The following is a 16,357-nucleotide window of genomic DNA, read 5'->3' as shown; positions in this document are numbered from 1 at the left end:
AAGGCATGCGTCTTACTCGTTCCTGGCCTTGCGTTTCGGCGGGAGCAAGCGAAGAGGAGTGAGAAACGAGTAAAAGCGCTTTTACTCACTTCTCACTCCTCTCCACTCACTCCTGCTCAATCACTCCTGCGCCAGCTTCGAATGGCGAATGCCATACCCGAAATACACCAGCAGCCCCAGGCATAGCCAGATCAGGAAGATCAGCCAGGTGATCGCCGCGAGCTCGGACAGCAGCCAGATCGAGAAGGCGATGCCGATGATCGGGATCAGCGGCACCAGCGGGGTGCGGAACGAACGGAACAGGTCCGGCTTGCGCACGCGCAGCACCCACACCGAGGCGCAGATGATGATGAAGGCCGACAGCACGCCGATGTTGACGAGCTTGGCGACCTCGCCGATCGGCAGGAAGCCGGCGACCAGCGCGGTGAACACGCCCAGCACGATGGTCGGGCGGTGCGGGGTGCCGTACTTCGGATGGATCTTGGCGAACCAGCCCGGCAGCAGGCCGTCGCGCGACAGCGAGAACCAGATCCGCGCCGCGCCCAGCATGAAGGCGAACAGCACGCTGGCGATGCCGATCACCGCCGAGAACGCGATCGCCTTGGCGATCCACGGCAGGCCGAGCGCGGCGAACGCGTCCGACACCGGCGCGTCGCCGCCGAGGGTGGAGTAGTGGGCGATGCCGGTCAGCACCAGCGACACCGCCAGGTACAGCACCATCGACACGCCCAGCGACAGCAGCACCGCGCGCGGCAGATCGCGTTGCGGGTTCCTGGACTCCTCGGCCGCGGTGGTGAGGGTGTCGTAGCCGAACACCGCGAAGAACACCACCGCCGCGGCGGTGCCGACACCGGCGAAGCCGAAGTGGCCGATGCCGTCCTTGTCGATCACGCGCTCGGGAATGAACGGCGTCCAGTTGGCGGTGTTGATGTAGAACACGCCCACGCCGATCACCAGCAGCACGGCGAGGATCTTGATCGCCACGATGATGGTGTTGAAGCGCGCGCCCCACTCGGTGCGGAACACCAGCAGCGCCGACACGGCCAGTGTCACGCCGGCGGCGATCACATTGAACACGCGGCCGTCGCCGGTGCCGATTGCGCCTTGCGCCCATACCGGCAGATGGATGCCGACGCCCTCGAGCAAGACCTGCACATAGCCCGACCAGCCGATCGCCACCACCGCGACGATCAATGCGTATTCCAGTAACAGATCCCAGCCGATCAGCCAGGCCGCCAGTTCGCCCAGGGTCGCGTAGCTGTAGGTGTAGGCGCTGCCGGTGACCGGGATCATCCCGGCGAACTCGGCGTAGCACAGCGCCGCGGCGGCGCTGGCGATACCGGCGATCAGGAACGCCAGTGCGACCGCCGGACCGGCGTTCTCCGCGGCCTGCTGGCCGGCGAGCACGAACACGCCCACGCCGATGATGCCGCCGATGCCGATCGCGGTGAGCTGCCACAGCCCCAGCACGCGGCGGAAGTCCGAGCGCTTGCCGGCCTCCGCCTGCAATTGTTCAACCGATTTGTGCCGCAGGATCTTCGCGACCAGGCTCATCGAATGCTCTCCCCGAGTGACGCCGCATCATAGCCGCTGCCGGGCCGGACGGTGGCGCATGGTCCGCAGGTCGCGTGGCTCACAGTTTCGCGCTCGGTTCGTTTGTGTAGCTCGCAAGTCCAATCAACATCACAGGAGCGAGTAATGAACGAAAAGTGGAACCGATCTTTTTCCGAACTGATCCGGCGCAGCCGCCCGGCCTATTGGGGTAATTGGGCGCTCAACGCGCAGGTCCAGCCCGGCGCGATCGGCATCGTCGACCCGCACTCGGGCGACTTCCGCCTGGTGGCCGAGAGCTTGCCGAACCTCAAGGTCAAGCGCCTGCCGGTGTCCAACTCCTGGCAGCTGTTGTCGGAAAATGTCTCGCGCACCGAGGCCAAGGCCGACATCAGCGGTGAAGTCACCGATCCCGACACCGGCGTCAAGGGCGAGGCCGGAGTCGAGGTCAGCTGGTCGATGTCGCAGGTCGGTTCGATCGCGTCGGAATTCTCCTTGCGCGAAGAGGCCTATCTGGAAGAGCTGACCCAGGTCGAGAAGAACCAGGCCTGGTTGGCCCAGCAGGCGGCCGGCGTGGGCTTCGGCGGCAACGGCGAGATCGCCCAGGGCTTCGGCGTGATCACCGGCGTGCTGTACGCCAACAGCGGCCTCAACGTGGGTTCGCAGTCGAAGGACTCGGCGTTCGCGATCGCCGGCCGCGCCAGCGCGGTGCATGAAATGCTCGGCGGCGCGACCGCCAAGGGTTCGTTCACGTCGGTGCGCAAGGCCAAGAGCATCGACAAGCACCTGTGGCCGGATCACGCCAACACGGTGGCGTCGGGGCCGGTGCCGATCGCGTACACCTTCGCTTCGTTCGAAGGCAAGCTGCTGATCCCGAACTGGGTCAGCAAGATCGGCGGATTCGAGATCTTCTTCAACAGCAAGGTCGGCACCACCTACATCGTCGCGGTCGACCTGAGCTACAAGGTCGGCGACAAGACCCACAGCGAATCGTTCGAAATCAGCGGCGGCCTGTCGCGCACGGTCGGCAACATTCCGTTGAACGCAACCGACATCAAGGTCAGGGCGCGTTTCAAGGCCTTCAACAGCGACATCTACGAACGCAGCTGGGCGCGTCCGCTGGGCCAGTGGCTGACCGGACAACGCCACATCGACCTGTCCGGCGTGTGGCCGGGCGCGACGCATTTCTCGGTGCGCGAAGAGCCGCAGGGCGGCGGCTGATACCGCATCAGCCATAACGCCCCCGGCGCGCGACGCGCCGGATCAACAACGGATGGTCCCGGCGCGGCGCGCCGGGTCAACAATGGATGGCCCCGGCGCGATGCGCCGGGGCTGCGGGAGTCGAAGCTCATGCCGTACGAATACGTAACCAGTTTCAACCCGAAGAAGCTGCAGAAAATGCAGGACCCCGAGGCCACCGCGGCGGTGCTGCAGGAGATCGAGACGCTGGCCGGCCAGACCGTGCCGGTGAAGGGCGATCAGGTCAACCAATGGCTGGGCCTGCTCGCGCAAAGCGAGATCATGGCGCAGAAGTGGAAGGGCAGCGTCGACCTGATCGAGGTCTATCCCAGCGGCAAGAAGAACGAAGACCGGATCATGATGTCGGTATCCAACGGCGTGGTGAACATCCAGGACGTCGGCATCAGCCGGCACTGATCGGTTCGAGTCAGGAGCGACGCCGTGTGCTTGCGTTGGGTGCGCCGCCAAGCGGCTCCCCTGTACGTCCAAGCGGAGCGACGCTCCTTCCCGATCGCCAAGATGGGCTCCCCTCTTTGTAAAAGAGGGGTTGGGGGAGATTCGCTTTTCGGCTGAGGTCGGTCTTCCGGCAACCTGCGCGCGCCCATGAACCCGCACCGAAACCATCGCAGCGAAGCCGCATCCGGCTGAGCCAGCGACGCACCGATTGTCATCCAACGCGCCCAGACTGGACGCGCGGCGCTGTCGCCGCGCGTCCTTCGCCTGTCCGAGTTAGGATTCCCGCATGCCGCTTTCCCATGCACCGCGCCGCGCCCTGGCCGCGTTGGCGCTGTTGACCGCCAGCCTGGCCGCCGGCGCCCTCGACCGGACTCCCGCCATGACCGACGCCTCGTCGTCCGCCGCCGCGCTCGGCGAGCACGGATTGATCGTGATCGCCCACCGCGGCGCCAGCGGCTATCGGCCCGAACACACGCTGGAGGCCTATCGTCTCGCGATCCAGATGGGCGCCGACTTCATCGAGCCCGACCTGGTCGCCACCCGCGACGGCGAACTGGTGGTGCGGCACGAGAACGAAATCTCCGGCACCACCGACGTCGCCGATCATCCCGAATTCGCCGCGCGCAAGACCACCAAGATCATCGACGGCGAAGCCCTGACCGGCTGGTTCACCGAGGACTTCACCCTCGCCGAACTCAAGATCCTGCGCGCCAAGGAACGCATCGCGCAGATACGTCCCGGCAATACCCGCTTCGACGGGCAGTTCCAGATCGCCACGTTCAAGGAAGTGATCGCGCTGGCCAAGCAGGAAAGCCGCGATGGCCGGACGATCGGCATTTACCCGGAAACCAAGCATCCGACCTGGTTCGCCAGCGAAGGCAAGCACCTCGACGGCACGCCGATCGGCATTTCGCTCGGCGAGAAGCTGGTGGCGACGCTGGTCAGCGAAGGATTCACCGATCCGCGGCGCGTGTACATCCAGAGTTTCGAAATCGCCAACCTGATCGAACTCAAGCAACGCATCCTGCCCAAAGCCGGCATCGACCTGCCGCTGGTGCAGTTGTACGGCGATTTTCAGCGCGATCGGCCGTACGACTTCGTCTACAACGCAGGCCGGCATGCTGATCTGAAGGCGATCTACGGCGGTTTGATCCAGGCGATTCCGGGCGGCATCGACGACAAGACGCCGTTCGCGGCATTGACCGAAGCCGATGCGCTGGCGTGGATGAAGCAGCATTACGTGTCGGGCCTGGGCCCGTCGACCGCGAGCCTGATTCCGCGCGTGGCGCTGCCGGCCAAGCGCGACGCCGACGGCGACGGCCGCGCGCTGCTGAGCACGCGCAACACCGGTTTCATCCATCCCGTGCTCGGCCGCGCGCTGGCGCTGGGATTGCAGGTCCACCCCTACACCGTGCGCGCCGAAGAGCCGTTCCTGACCCAGACCGCGAACGGCGTCGACCAGAGCGCGCTGGCGCAGGCTTTGCAGCTGTACGGCCTGGGCGTGCAGGGGTTCTTCATCGATCAGCCCGATATCGGCGTCGAGGCGCGCAAGTTGTTTCTGCAGCAGAACCGGATCGTCGCGCCCGCATCGCATTGATCGCGTCGCGATAGTCACGTCGTAGCGAAAGCCGCATTCGCCCCCTGTAGGAGCGGCGCAAGCCGCGACCGCGCATCCAACAGGCGCCGCGAAGGTGTGGGTACGCGGCTCGCGGCTCGCGCCGCTTCAACAGTCGGCTGACGTGGCTATGCGACTCAACCCAGCGCTGCTTCCAAAGTCGCGCCGCAATCGGCCTGCAGCTTCAACGTGGCGATATCGTCGGCGCGGGTGACGCCGCGGTTGAGCAGGGCCAGCGGCAGGCCGGCTTCGCGCGCGGCGCGGGCGAAGCGGAAGCCCGAATAGACCATCAGCGAGGAACCGACCACCAGCATCGCATCGGCCTGGGCCAGGGCCTGTTGCGCCGCGGCGACACGCGCGCGCGGTACGTTTTCGCCGAAGAACACCACATCGGGTTTGATCAGGCCGCCGCAGTGTTCGCATGCAGGCGTGGCGAAGCGTTCGAACTCCAGGCCTTCCAGATCGGCGTCGCCGTCGGGCAGCGCGGCGGCGCCCAGATCGCGCCAGTCGGGATTGCGCTGCGCCAGTTCCGCCTGCAAGGACTCGCGCGCGCGGCGCGTGCCGCAGTCCAGGCAGACGACTTCATCCAGCCGGCCGTGCAGGTCGACCACATCGCGGCTGCCGGCGCGCGCATGCAGGCCGTCAACGTTCTGGGTCACCAGGGTGTGGGCATCGTCGCGTTGCTGCCAGCGCGCGAGCGCGGTGTGTCCGCTGTTGGGCTGGGCGCTTGCGAATCCAGGCCAGCCGACAAAGCTGCGCGCCCAATAGCGGGCACGGGCGCGCGCATCGCCGACGAAGGCGCGAAAATCGATCGGTGGCTTGCGCTGCCAGGCGCCGCTTTCGTCGCGGTAATGCGGAATGCCCGAATCGGTGCTGATGCCCGCGCCGGTCAGCACGAACACCCGTCGATGCGGACGCAGCCACTCGCGCAGCGCCTGCGCCGCGGCATGCGCATCGGTGGCGGGATCGGCGGGTGCGGCGGAAGGATCGATCGGGCTCATGCGTGCGCGGCCGGTGGGGTTCGACTGGGACTGCCGACGATATGGTGGCTTGAACGGGACGAGCCAAGGGGGCACCTCGTTAGCGCTGCGCAAGCCGACTCAAAGCCGCGCGCCTCAAATATCGATCGGCCGAACCCGCTTGACCGGCCCCCACGCCCGCATTTCCTCCTGCGAACAGCCTTCGTAGTACTCGGCGAACAGGCTCTCGCAATCGTCGCCCAGAAACGCCGCGCCCTCGGTCCACACGACGCACCAGAACGGCGCCCGGGTCGGCCCATGGCGGGTGCCGTCGCAGATCGTCGAGCAGGCCAGCGCGATCGACAGGTCGCGCGCGATCAGCAGGCCCAGTTCGTAGGCATCGCAGTCCTTGAGGATGATGGTGTCGATGATGAACGCGAATTCGCTGGGGTGGGTTCGTACTTCGATCACGATATCGCCCGCGCGCGATTGCTCGCTGAGCTCGCTGTCCCAACACAGCCGCGCCCACGGCGCATGCCGCGCGAACACGGTTTCCATCGTTATCCGGTCGGGCGGTCGGGTCGATCCGATCCACATGGCGCTGACTCGCGGCGATGTCGCTGCATGCGACGAACCGCAAGATTACTGCACACGCGCCGGGCCGCGCCGTCGCGGTCGGCGCAAACAAGAAGGCCGCCCGGATCGCTCCGGGCGGCCTGGCGACCGCAAAGGGGTGTTCGCGGATCGCCGGGGGAAGGTCGAGCACCGGACACGCGCGCGAGGCGCGCGCGCCGGGCTCACCGGACTGCATCGCTCACTGCACCACGTCGCTCATCGCGCCACATCGCTCACCACACCACGCCCGCGCCGACCGTCACGCCGACATCGCCGCGCGAATTGCTGTTGCCCGACAGCTTGTACACATAGCGACCGTCCTCGGTGATGGTCGAGATGCCGATCGCGAAGCCGCTTTCGCCGCGGAACGAACTGGCCGCGATCGCCGCCATGCTCTTGCCGGGCATGTACGACTGCGGCAAGCCTGCGACCGCCATCGCCGACGCCACGCCGGCGCTGGCGTTGTCGTCGAGCTGACCGATCTCGCGACGCAGGGTGTTGCCCCAGTTGTCGGTGTACTGGTTGGAGGTGTTGATCGCCCGGTTCACGCCCTCGTTGAGCTGCTGCACGTTGACCGCGTCGGTGTTGGCGGTGCCGGCGCGGACGTTGCGGATATTGACCGCCGCGCCGCCGTTGTTGAGCGTGATCTGAGTGTTGTTGACGCTACCGTCGACGTTGGTGTCGTAGCGCACGGTGCCGGTCTGCGACGCCTTGAGCTGGGCGACGTTGACCGCATCGTTGTCCTGCGCGCCGGCGGCGACGTTGACGATCTGCCGTTGCTGCCCGGCATTGCCGACCGAGACGGTGTTGGCGCGATCGGCGACCGCGCCCTGACCGAGCGCGACCGCGCCCGATGCGGTGACGCTGGCGCTTTCGCCGATCGCGACCGCGTTGGTCGCGCTGGCGGCGATGTTGCTGTTGGCGCCGACCGCGGTGCTGCCGTCGGCTTCGACCCGTGCATTGCCGCCGATCGCGGTGTCGTTGGCGCCGGCGGCGTAGCTGTCGCCGCCGATCGCGGTGGCGTGGGTGCCGCCGGCGTTGGCGCTGGCGCCGACCGCGACGCCGCGCGAACCGGCCGCGACCGAGGCATTGCCGGTGCCGTCGATGGCGATGCGCGGATCGGGTCCGGGATTGCCCGGCGGCAGATTGTCGATGCGGTTGTTGATGTTGGTCAGGCTGGCATCGACCGCGGCGAAGGCGGCGCCGACGTTGCTGTAGTTGCCGCCCTGGACGGTGAAGTTCGGCGCGCCGAACACGCCGCCGTTGAACAGCGAACCGCCGCCGAAGATCGAGGCGACGGCCGCGCCGATGTCGTGGATCTGGCCGCCGTTGACCGCCTGCAGGCTGCCGGCCGCGATCTGGCCGTTGGCGAGGTTGTCGAGCGTGGTGCCGGTGCCGGCCGGCCCGCGCAGGGTGATGTTGCCGTAGTCGGGATTGCCGGCGCCGTCGTCGTCGTACTGCACGGCGAAGGCGTTGCCGGCGTTGATGTTGCCGTCCAGCGCGGTCAGCGCCGAACCCACGTCGTTGTAAGTGTTGCCGCCGATCAGATAGTTCGGCGCGGTGAAGATGCCGCCGGCGTTGAACACCGAGCCGCCGCCGAACAGATTGGCGATCGAGGTGCCCAGGCCGAAGATCTGGCCGCCGTTGACGCCCTGCAGACTGCCGGCGGCGATCTGACCGTTGGCGAGGTTGTCGAGCACGGTGCCGGTGCCGGCCGGGCCGGCGAGGGTGATGTTGCCGTAATCGGGGTTGCCGGTGCCGTCGTCGTCGTAACGCACGGCGAAGGCGTTGGCGCCGCTGACGCCGCCGTCGAGCGCGGCCAGCGCGGCGCCGACGTTGTTGTAGCCGGTGCCGTCGATGATGTAGTTCGGCGCGGTGAAGGTACCGCCGGCGTTGAACGCCGCGCCGCCGCCGAACACCGCCGCGGTGGCGCTGCCGACCGCGAAGATCTGCCCGCCGTTGACCGCTTCCAGGCTGCCGGCCGCGATCTGGCCCGCGGCAAGGTTGCCGATCAAGGTGCCGGTGCCGGCCGGTCCGCGCAGGGTGATCGCGCCGTAGTTCGGATTGCCGGCGCCGTCGTCGTTGTACTGCACCGAGAACGCGTCCGCCGTGGCCAGGCCGGTGTTGATCGCCGCCAACGCCGAACCGACGTTGTTGTAGCCGTTGCCGTCGATGACGTAGTTCGGCGCGGTCACGGTGCCGTCCGCGGCGACGCCCGCGCCGCCACCGAGGCGTTGCGCGTTGGACTGGCTGATCGCGAACACCTGGGCGCCGTTGATCGCCTGGGTGCTGCCTGCATTGACCAGACCGGCGCGCACGTTCGAAATCGTGGTGCCGCCCGCGCCTTGCAGGGTGACGTTGCCGAAATCGGGCACGCCCCCGGCGTCGTTGTACTTGACCGCGAACGGATCGGCCGCGGCGGTCGACAGCGCGCCCTGCAACTGGGCGAGATTGACCGCGTCGGTGCCGTTGCTGCCGGCGGCGACGTTGGTGAGCTTGCGGGTCGCGCCGGCGGCGCCGATCGAGACTTCGCCCGAGGACGTCTGCGGCGCGACCAGGCCGAACGCGGTGTAGCCGGTCTGTGCGCCGACCGCGGTGCTCGAACCCGCGCCGAGCGCGACGCTGTTGGCGTGAGTGGAGGTCGCGCCGAAGCCGAGGATGGTCTGGCGGTTGGCGTTGCCGAAGCTGTTGTCGCCGATCACCACCGAATTGCCCAGGCGCGCGGCGTAGTTGGTGTCGGGGCCGCCGGTGAAGCCGGCCGCGGCGGCGGTGATGGTGGGCAGTTGATGGCGCGCGTTGGTGCCCATCACGATGGTGTTGGAACCGTTGGCGTAGCTGCCGTCGCCGATGATGGTCTGGTTGTTCTGCGCGGCGTTGGTGCGCCAGGTGCAGGCCAGGCCGATGATGATGCACGAGGCGCTGTTGTTGTTGCCGGTGTAGTTGCTGTCCTGGAACTGGATGTAGCTGTCGGACTGCACCGCGCCGATCAGGGTCAGGTGATTGGCCGGCTGGTTGCCGTCCAGGTCGAGCACGTTCGGCGCCTGCACCAGGTTGAGGATCAGCGACAGGTACGAATAGTTGAAGTTCGCGCGATCGATGGTCAGGCAGCCGCTGCCGAGCAGGCCGCAGGCTTGATAGTCGTTACCCAGCAGCCAGTTGCTCAGGTAGGCGCTGATGCCGGGCAGGGTGTTGTTCAACGCGGGCGGAGGCTGGATCACGCTCATCGGCGAAACCATGCCGCCGTCGTCGAAGGCGCTGGCCGAACTCCAGGTGGAGCGGTTCGGCATGCCGTCGAAGACCAAGGGCAGCAGCGGCGCTTCGCTGTCGAGGACCGCATCGCTGGTGCTCGCTTCGGACGTGGCGGTGTCGTCGCTCACGATCTTCGACGCCGCGGTTTCGATCTCGGTCTTGACCGTGGATTCGAGCTCGGCCGCGGTCGCGGCGATGGGCAGCAACCCCATCAACCCCACGGCGATGCATCCGCTCAACAGGGAGATGCGCACGCGTCGTGCGCGGTCCGGCGCTTGGTAGGCGAGGGGCGCTTGCTTGCCGTGGTTCGGGTTGCGTCTGGTCATGACAGCCTCCGTCATTCGATAGCGGTAGGCCGATCGACATCCGGGGCGGAACGGGTGGTGGTTGAAGCGCTGCAAGCAGGCCGCGAGGCCGCGATCGAATTCCCCTTTCCCCCTGATGCCGTGACTGCCGTGTTCGCTGGCACGGTCAGTACGTCGGCGAATTCAGGCTAGGCGCGGCTTGGGGTGCAACACACTCACCTCCGCTCACGCTTCAGCTTGATACTCAGACAACGAAAAACGGCGGCCGTAATGGCCGCCGTTCCGCGTTGCACGCGTCGCGATCGACGCGATGGGATCGAAGTCAGCTGTTCGATCGCACGATCGTGCACAGATAACCCATGCCGCGCACCGCGCGCAGCGGCAACGGCAACGGGCTCATCAACGCGACTTTCTTGCGCAGGCGATAGATCAGCATTTCCAATCTATGCGGATCGAAGTCGTAGACATCGCTGGTCAGCGAACCGATCAGGCTGTCGTGCGAGACCGGATGCCCGCCCGCGCCGGTGTTGACCAATCGCAGCAGCACGTTGCGCTCGGGCGCGCTCAGGTCGATCGACGCGCCCTCGGGCGTGCGCAGGGTCCAGCCGTCCAGCGCCAGTTCCCATTCGGGCTGTCCGGCGCCGGCGCGCGCCGGCATCGCGCGCATGTGGTGCTGCAGGCTGTGCATGGCGGTGACGACGGCGGCGAGGCCGTCCAGGTCCACGGGTTTGGCGAAACAGGCATCGGCGATCTCGTGGTACGAATCGGCCTCGCCATGGCAACCGGACTGCGCGTCGAGCACGATGATGCCGATGTCGGAGTGCTGGCGCAGATGCAGCGCGACCGAGCGTGGGTTGTCGTCGGGCAGGTCGCTGGCGATCACCGCGATGTCGCACGGCGCGGTCAACAGGTTTCGGTACAGCGCGGTCGCGTTGGCGCATTCGACGATGGCGAACTGGCGCGTCTGCAGCGAATGCAGGATCTGCTGGCGAAGGTCGGGATCGCGCTCGACCACGGCGATGCGCCGGGCGTTGCGGTTGTCGGCGCTGGCGGCGCCTGAGCTGCTGGAACTGCTGGCCTGAAATGCGCTGATTGCGGCCATCCTGGTGTCCCCTGTTTTGATCGAACTACCAACTGTTTCTTATGTAGAAACAGTGCCGGTCGATGTCCAATATCAGGTTACGGGCTCCCTCGAAATCTAATGTGACATAGATCGGGGTTTATACAAAGTATTGAATTGACGGGGAAATAAGTCCCGATAATTAGATCGAGATAACAAAAATAATGTGCCTCGATGAGCCCTGAAACGCAGAAAAGGCCGCCCACCGGACAGGTGGACGGCCTTTTTTGTTACTGCTTCGAGGGCGGGGCTGAATTATTTATTCTTTCGAGCCCTTGGCCGGAGCGGCCGGCGCGGTCAGGCCGCGGCGTTCGAGCAGCGGCTGGATCTTCGGATCGTGGCCGGAGAAGTCGCGGAACAGCTGCAGCGCGTCCTTGCTGCCGCCGCGCGAGAGCAGGGTGGAGCGGAAGCGGTCGCCGTTTTCGCGGGTCAGGCCGCCGTGCTGCTTGATCCATTCCACGGTGTTGGCGTCGAGCACTTCGGACCAGATATAGGCGTAATAACCGGCCGCGTAGCCGCCCATGATGTGGCTGAAGTACGGGGTGCGGTAACGCGGCGGGACCGGCGGGTAGAAAATGCCGTCCTTCTTCAACGACGCGGTTTCGAACGCCATCACGTCCTTGGGTGCCGGCACCTTGGAGATATCGCCGATCTGGTGGTAGTTCTGGTCCAGCATCGCCGCGCCGAGGTACTCGGTGGTGGTGAAGCCCTGGTTGAACTTGGACGCGGCCAGGACCTTGTCCAGCAGTTCCTTCGGCATCGCCTCGCCGGTCTGGTAGTGCTTGGCGTAGTTGGCCAGCACCGACGGCCAGTCGGCCCACATCTCGTTGACCTGCGAGGGGAACTCGACGAAGTCGCGCGGCACGCTGGTGCCGGAGAAGTACGGGTACTTCACGTTCGAGAACATGCCGTGCAGGGCATGGCCGAACTCATGGAACATGGTGGTGACCTCGTCCCAGGTCATCAGGGTCGGCTTGCCGGCCGGCGGCTTGGGGATGTTGAGGTGGTTGGCCACGACCGGCAGGGTGCCGAACAGTTCGGACTGGTCGACGTAGGAGTTCATCCACGCGCCGCCACGCTTGGAATCGCGCGCGTACATGTCGGCGATGAAGATCGCCAACTGCTTGCCGTTGGCGTCGAACACGTCGTAGGCGGTGACGTCGTCGCGGTACAGCGGCAGGTCGGTGCGCTGCTTGAACTTCAGGCCGTACAGCTGGCCGGCGGCGTAGAACACGCCGTTCTCGAGCACGTTCTTCATTTCGAAGTAGGGCTTGAGCTGGGCTTCGTCGAACGCGAACTTTTCCTTGCGCACCTTCTCGGCGTAGAACGCCCAGTCCCACGGCTCGAGCTGGAAACTCTTCTCGCCCTTGGCGGCCTGTTCCTTGTCGATCATCGCCTGCAGGTCGGCCGCTTCGCGCTTGGCGTTGGCGACCGCGGCCGGGGCGAGCTGGCCGAGCATGTTGTTGACCGCTTCGGGGGTCTTGGCGGTTTCGTCGTCGAGCACGAACGCGGCGTAGTTGGCGAAGCCCATCATCTTGGCGCGCTCGGCGCGCAGGGCGACGACCTTGGACACGATCGCGGTGTTGTCGTACGCGTTGCCGCGGCTGCCGCGCGCGACCGAGGTCTTGTGCAGCTTCTCGCGCAGGGCGCGGTTGGTCAGGTCGGTTTCCGGCGGCTGGCCGGTGGTGTTGAGCAGGGTCAGCAGATACTTGCCTTCGAGCTTGCGCGCCTTGGCCGCTTCGGCAGCGGCGGCGATGCGCTCGTCGGACAGGCCGGCCAGCTCTTCCTTGGTGTCGACCACGATCGCCGAATCCTTGACCTCGGCGAGCACGTTCTTGCTGAACTTCGCGCCCAGTTCGGCCAGTTCGGAGTTGATCGCCTTGACCCGGGTCTTCTGCGCTTCGGTCAGGTTGGCGCCGGCGCGGACGAAGTCGGCGTGGTAGCGCTCGATCAGGCGAACGCCTTCGGCGTCCAGGCCCAGCGTGTCGCGCTTTTCGTACAGCGCCTTGATCCGGGCGAACAGCTTCGGGTTCAGCGAGATCGCATCGCGGTGCGCCGACAGCTTGGGCGCGTATTCCTGCTGCAGGTTCTCGCGGGTCGGGTTGGTGTCGGTGCCGGTCAGGTTGAAGAAGGTCGAGACCGAACGGCTGAGGATCTGGCCCGAACGCTCCATCGCGACGATGGTGTTGTCGAAGGTCGGCGCCTCGGGGTTATTCGCGATCGCGTCGATTTCCTTGATCTGGTCGGCCATGCCGCGATCGAAGGCCGGGGCGAAGTCGCTGTCCTTGATCTTGTCGAACTGCGGGAACTGCAGCGGCAGCGGGCTTTGCTGGAAGAACGGGTTCGAAGTCGATTGGGCGTTGGTCACGGCTTTATCGGTCTTGGCGGCTTGGGGAGCCTGGGCCTGGGCATTGTGGGCCAGGCCGGGAACGGTGGCGATCAGGGCCACGGCCAGCGCCAGCGCGAGCGGATGCTTCATCGGTACGAACCTCGTCAAAAGGAATCCCGAAGCCTACCCGATGGGGCCGTGGCCAGCCCATGACGAAAGGCATGGGCCGGCGAACCCGGATTTCGCGAGGACTCGCGGCCCGATGTGCGCGGACCGGCATGCCTGGATCGAGCATGACCATTCACCCACGGATACGCCGCCGCGAGCGGTTTACACTCCGGCGACCTTCACCCGGGGAGCGGGCGATGCGAACCCTTCACGGTCTATCAGGGAAGTGCTCATGACCACGCCGACCGCGCGCGCCTTCGTGCCGATGCTGCATGTCGCCAGCCTGCCGCGGGCGATCGCGTTCTATGCGGCGCTGGACTTCCACGCCACCGAACTGCATCAGCAGCCCGACCGCGACGACCCGACCTGGGCCTGGATGCAAAGCTCCGGCGGCGCCGAATTCATGCTGGTCCAGGCCGACGCGCCGATCGACGACGGCGTCCAGGGCGTGCTGTTCTACGTCTACTGCGACGACGTGGTGGCGATGCGCGAGCGCGTGCTCGCCGCCGGCCTGGCCGCCGGCGAACTGACCTATCCGTTCTACCGACCCAACGGCGAATTCCGCCTCAGCGATCCGGACGGCTACGTCCTGATGGTCACACACGCCGGCGATTGACCGTCCCCTTTCCCACTCATTCCTCTATCCGACACCGGAGCCGCACCCGATGAAATCCCCGCGTCCGCAGTCCGTTACCCGTTTCGCGCTCGCGCTGTGCCTGGTCCCCGGCCTGTCGGTGGCCTTCGCCGCGACCGCGCTGGCGGCGCAGACCACGCGTTACCTGGCCCTGGTCGACGGCGGCAAGCAGGCCGGCCAGCAGGTCGTGACCCGCGCCGACGACGGCACCACCACGGTCGAGTTCGTGTTCAAGGACAACGGCCGCGGACCCGAGCTCAAGGAAACCTACACCCTGGCCGACGACGGCACCTACCGCACCTACGCGGTGCAGGGCACCTCGACCTTCGGCGCCAAGGTCGACGAAAGCTTCCAGCGCAACGGCGAACAGGTCAGCTGGAAATCCAAGTCCGACGCCGGCCAGGCGACGGTGCCGGGCGTGGGTCTGTACGCGCCGCTGGGCGGCACGCCGGCCGGGATCTCGGTCGCGCTCGGCGCGCTGGCCAAGCACAACGGCAAGCTGCCGCTGCTGCCCAACGGCACCTTGAGTTCGAGCAAGCTCGGCGAAGCGCAGGTCACGCGCGACGGCAAGACCCAGACCGTGCAGTTGCTGGCCTTGACCGGGCAGGGCTTCACCCCGAATTTCGTCTGGGCCACCAGCGATGCGCAGCCGCGCCTGTTCGCCTTCATCTTTCCGGGTTATCTGCAGTTGATCGAAGAAGGCTGGCAGGCCAACGCCGCGGCCCTGGAAACCCAGCAGAAAGCCGCCGAAGGCAAGTTGCTGGTCGATCTGCGCAAGAAGCTCGGCCATCGTTTCGCCGGCACCACGGTGCTGCGCGACGTGCGCGTGTTCGACAGCGAACACGCGACCCTCGGCGCGGCCACCGACGTGGTGATCGCCGACGGCAAGATCGTCTCGGTCGGCAAGGCCGATCCCAAGCTCAAGGCCGATCGCGTCGTCGACGGCGGCGGCAAGGTGCTGATGCCGGGCCTGTTCGACATGCACGGGCATGTCTCGCGCTGGGACGGCGGCCTCAACATCGCCGCGGGCGTCACCACCGTGCGCGACATGGGCAACGACAACGCGACCCTGCAGCAGATGATCGGCGAGATCGAAGCCGGCACGCTGATGTCGCCCGGCGTGGTGCCGGCCGGTTTCATCGAGGGCGAGAGCCAGTTCTCGGCGCGCAATGGCTTTGTGATCAAGAACCTCGACGAAGCCAAGAAGGCGGTCGACTGGTATTCCGAGCACGGTTATCCGCAGATCAAGATCTACAACTCGTTCCCGAAGGCGGTGCTGCGCGACACCGTCGCCTACGCGCACAGCAAGGGCATGCGGGTGAGCGGTCACGTGCCGGCGTTCCTGCGCGCGCAGGACGTGGTCGATCAGGGCTTCGACGAGATCCAGCACATCAATCAGCTGATGCTAAATTTCTTCGTCGACGACAAGACCGATACGCGCACCTTGCAGCGCTTCTATCTTGTCGCCGACAAGACCGCCGACCTGGATTTCGATTCCAAGCCGGTGCAGGACTTCATCGCGACCCTGGCCAAGAAGCAGATCGCGATCGATCCGACCCTGGCGACGTTCGAGTTCCTGCATCAGCGCGACGGCGAGTTGTCGCCGATCGTGGCCGGCATCGAGGACCATCTGCCGCCGGACGTGCAGCGCGGTCGCCGTTCGGCCGAAATGAACATCCCCGACGACGCCACCGCGGCGCGTTACACCAAGTCCTACGACAAGCTGGTCGAATTCGTCGGCCGCGCCTACAAGGCCGGCGTGCCGCTGCTCGCGGGCACCGACGAAATCCCCGGTTTCACCCTGCAGCACGAACTGGCCTTGTACGTGCGCGCCGGCCTGACCCCGGCGCAGGCCTTGCAGGTCGCGACCTGGAACGCGGCGAAGGTGGCGCGCGTGCTCGACAACCGCGGCTCGGTGACGGTCGGCAAGCGTTCGGACTTGATCCTGATCGACGGCGATCCGACCAAGGACATCGGCGATATCCGCAAGGTCTCTCTGGTGTTGCGCGGCGACACCGCGTACTACCCGAGCGAGGTACATGAAGCGCTCGGAGTGAAGCCGTTCGCGGCGGCGGCGAAGGTGACGGCGGCCAAGTGAGCGATGCAATAGCCCCTCT

11 protein-coding genes are annotated in these 16,357 nt (G+C 66.4%); 5 read left to right on the top strand and 6 right to left on the bottom strand.

Annotated elements, in window-relative coordinates:
- Positions 1-120 precede the first annotated feature (120 nt).
- A complete protein-coding gene (locus ASD86_RS06290) occupies positions 121-1,554 on the bottom strand; it encodes an amino acid permease (protein WP_056108338.1) in 1,434 nt (477 codons plus the stop codon).
- Positions 1,555-1,698: 144 nt separating this feature from the next.
- Here ASD86_RS06290 and ASD86_RS06285 point away from each other — a divergent pair, with 144 nt between their 5' ends.
- The 3 genes from ASD86_RS06285 to ASD86_RS25815 all read left to right on the top strand — a co-directional run bounded on the left by ASD86_RS06285 (position 1,699) and on the right by ASD86_RS25815 (position 4,843).
- Positions 1,699-2,772: a hypothetical protein gene (locus ASD86_RS06285; RefSeq protein WP_056108336.1), complete on the top strand. Its 1,074-nt coding sequence runs from the start codon at positions 1,699-1,701 to the stop codon at positions 2,770-2,772.
- Between the two features lie 129 nt (positions 2,773-2,901).
- The gene (locus ASD86_RS06280) at positions 2,902-3,207 is read left to right on the top strand and encodes a hypothetical protein (protein ID WP_056108332.1); all 306 of its coding nucleotides are present in this window, start codon (positions 2,902-2,904) and stop codon (positions 3,205-3,207) included.
- Positions 3,208-3,532: 325 nt separating this feature from the next.
- Positions 3,533-4,843 carry a glycerophosphodiester phosphodiesterase family protein gene (locus ASD86_RS25815; RefSeq protein ID WP_082578108.1) on the top strand — a complete coding sequence of 437 codons (1,311 nt, stop codon included), beginning with the start codon at positions 3,533-3,535 and terminating at the stop codon, positions 4,841-4,843.
- A 155-nt stretch (positions 4,844-4,998) separates the two neighbouring features.
- Here ASD86_RS25815 and ASD86_RS06270 read toward each other — a convergent pair whose 3' ends face one another.
- From ASD86_RS06270 to ASD86_RS06250, 5 genes are all read right to left on the bottom strand, one after another.
- Positions 4,999-5,862 (bottom strand): NAD-dependent protein deacetylase, encoded by an 864-nt coding sequence (locus ASD86_RS06270; RefSeq protein ID WP_056108329.1) that lies wholly within the window; start codon positions 5,860-5,862, stop codon positions 4,999-5,001.
- A gap of 114 nt (positions 5,863-5,976) precedes the next feature.
- Complete coding sequence (locus ASD86_RS06265) at positions 5,977-6,378, bottom strand: hypothetical protein (RefSeq protein WP_056108327.1); 402 nt, start codon at positions 6,376-6,378, stop codon at positions 5,977-5,979.
- Positions 6,379-6,668: 290 nt separating this feature from the next.
- Positions 6,669-10,010, bottom strand: coding sequence for a YadA-like family protein (locus ASD86_RS06260; protein ID WP_056108323.1), 3,342 nt, complete (start codon positions 10,008-10,010; stop codon positions 6,669-6,671).
- Positions 10,011-10,311: 301 nt separating this feature from the next.
- The gene (locus ASD86_RS06255; RefSeq protein ID WP_056108319.1) at positions 10,312-11,091 is read right to left on the bottom strand and encodes a winged helix-turn-helix domain-containing protein; all 780 of its coding nucleotides are present in this window, start codon (positions 11,089-11,091) and stop codon (positions 10,312-10,314) included.
- Between the two features lie 277 nt (positions 11,092-11,368).
- Entirely contained in the window at positions 11,369-13,588 is a 2,220-nt protein-coding gene (locus ASD86_RS06250) for a M3 family metallopeptidase (protein WP_056108317.1), read from the bottom strand.
- Between the two features lie 250 nt (positions 13,589-13,838).
- Between ASD86_RS06250 and ASD86_RS06245 the strand changes: the two genes are divergently transcribed.
- The gene (locus ASD86_RS06245) at positions 13,839-14,222 is read left to right on the top strand and encodes a VOC family protein (protein ID WP_056108315.1); all 384 of its coding nucleotides are present in this window, start codon (positions 13,839-13,841) and stop codon (positions 14,220-14,222) included.
- A gap of 49 nt (positions 14,223-14,271) precedes the next feature.
- A complete protein-coding gene (locus tag ASD86_RS06240) occupies positions 14,272-16,338 on the top strand; it encodes an amidohydrolase family protein (RefSeq protein WP_082578106.1) in 2,067 nt (688 codons plus the stop codon).
- The last annotated feature ends 19 nt before the right edge of the window (positions 16,339-16,357 follow it).

The organism is Lysobacter sp. Root690 (genome assembly GCF_001427785.1).
Lineage (GTDB): Bacteria > Pseudomonadota > Gammaproteobacteria > Xanthomonadales > Xanthomonadaceae > Lysobacter.
The sequence above is the reverse complement of the archived record's forward strand: the minus strand, read 5'-3'. Positions and strand labels throughout refer to the sequence as shown.

Coding starts and splice junctions, on each gene's coding strand:
- ASD86_RS06270 (WP_056108329.1), bottom strand. CDS start 5,862: ATGAGCCCGATCGATCCTTCCGCCGCACCCGCCGATCCCGCCACCGAT.
- ASD86_RS06265 (WP_056108327.1), bottom strand. CDS start 6,378: ATGGAAACCGTGTTCGCGCGGCATGCGCCGTGGGCGCGGCTGTGTTGG.
- ASD86_RS06290 (WP_056108338.1), bottom strand. CDS start 1,554: ATGAGCCTGGTCGCGAAGATCCTGCGGCACAAATCGGTTGAACAATTG.
- ASD86_RS06280 (WP_056108332.1), top strand. CDS start 2,902: ATGCCGTACGAATACGTAACCAGTTTCAACCCGAAGAAGCTGCAGAAA.
- ASD86_RS25815 (WP_082578108.1), top strand. CDS start 3,533: ATGCCGCTTTCCCATGCACCGCGCCGCGCCCTGGCCGCGTTGGCGCTG.
- ASD86_RS06255 (WP_056108319.1), bottom strand. CDS start 11,091: ATGGCCGCAATCAGCGCATTTCAGGCCAGCAGTTCCAGCAGCTCAGGC.
- ASD86_RS06245 (WP_056108315.1), top strand. CDS start 13,839: ATGACCACGCCGACCGCGCGCGCCTTCGTGCCGATGCTGCATGTCGCC.
- ASD86_RS06240 (WP_082578106.1), top strand. CDS start 14,272: ATGAAATCCCCGCGTCCGCAGTCCGTTACCCGTTTCGCGCTCGCGCTG.
- ASD86_RS06250 (WP_056108317.1), bottom strand. CDS start 13,588: ATGAAGCATCCGCTCGCGCTGGCGCTGGCCGTGGCCCTGATCGCCACC.
- ASD86_RS06285 (WP_056108336.1), top strand. CDS start 1,699: ATGAACGAAAAGTGGAACCGATCTTTTTCCGAACTGATCCGGCGCAGC.
- ASD86_RS06260 (WP_056108323.1), bottom strand. CDS start 10,010: ATGACCAGACGCAACCCGAACCACGGCAAGCAAGCGCCCCTCGCCTAC.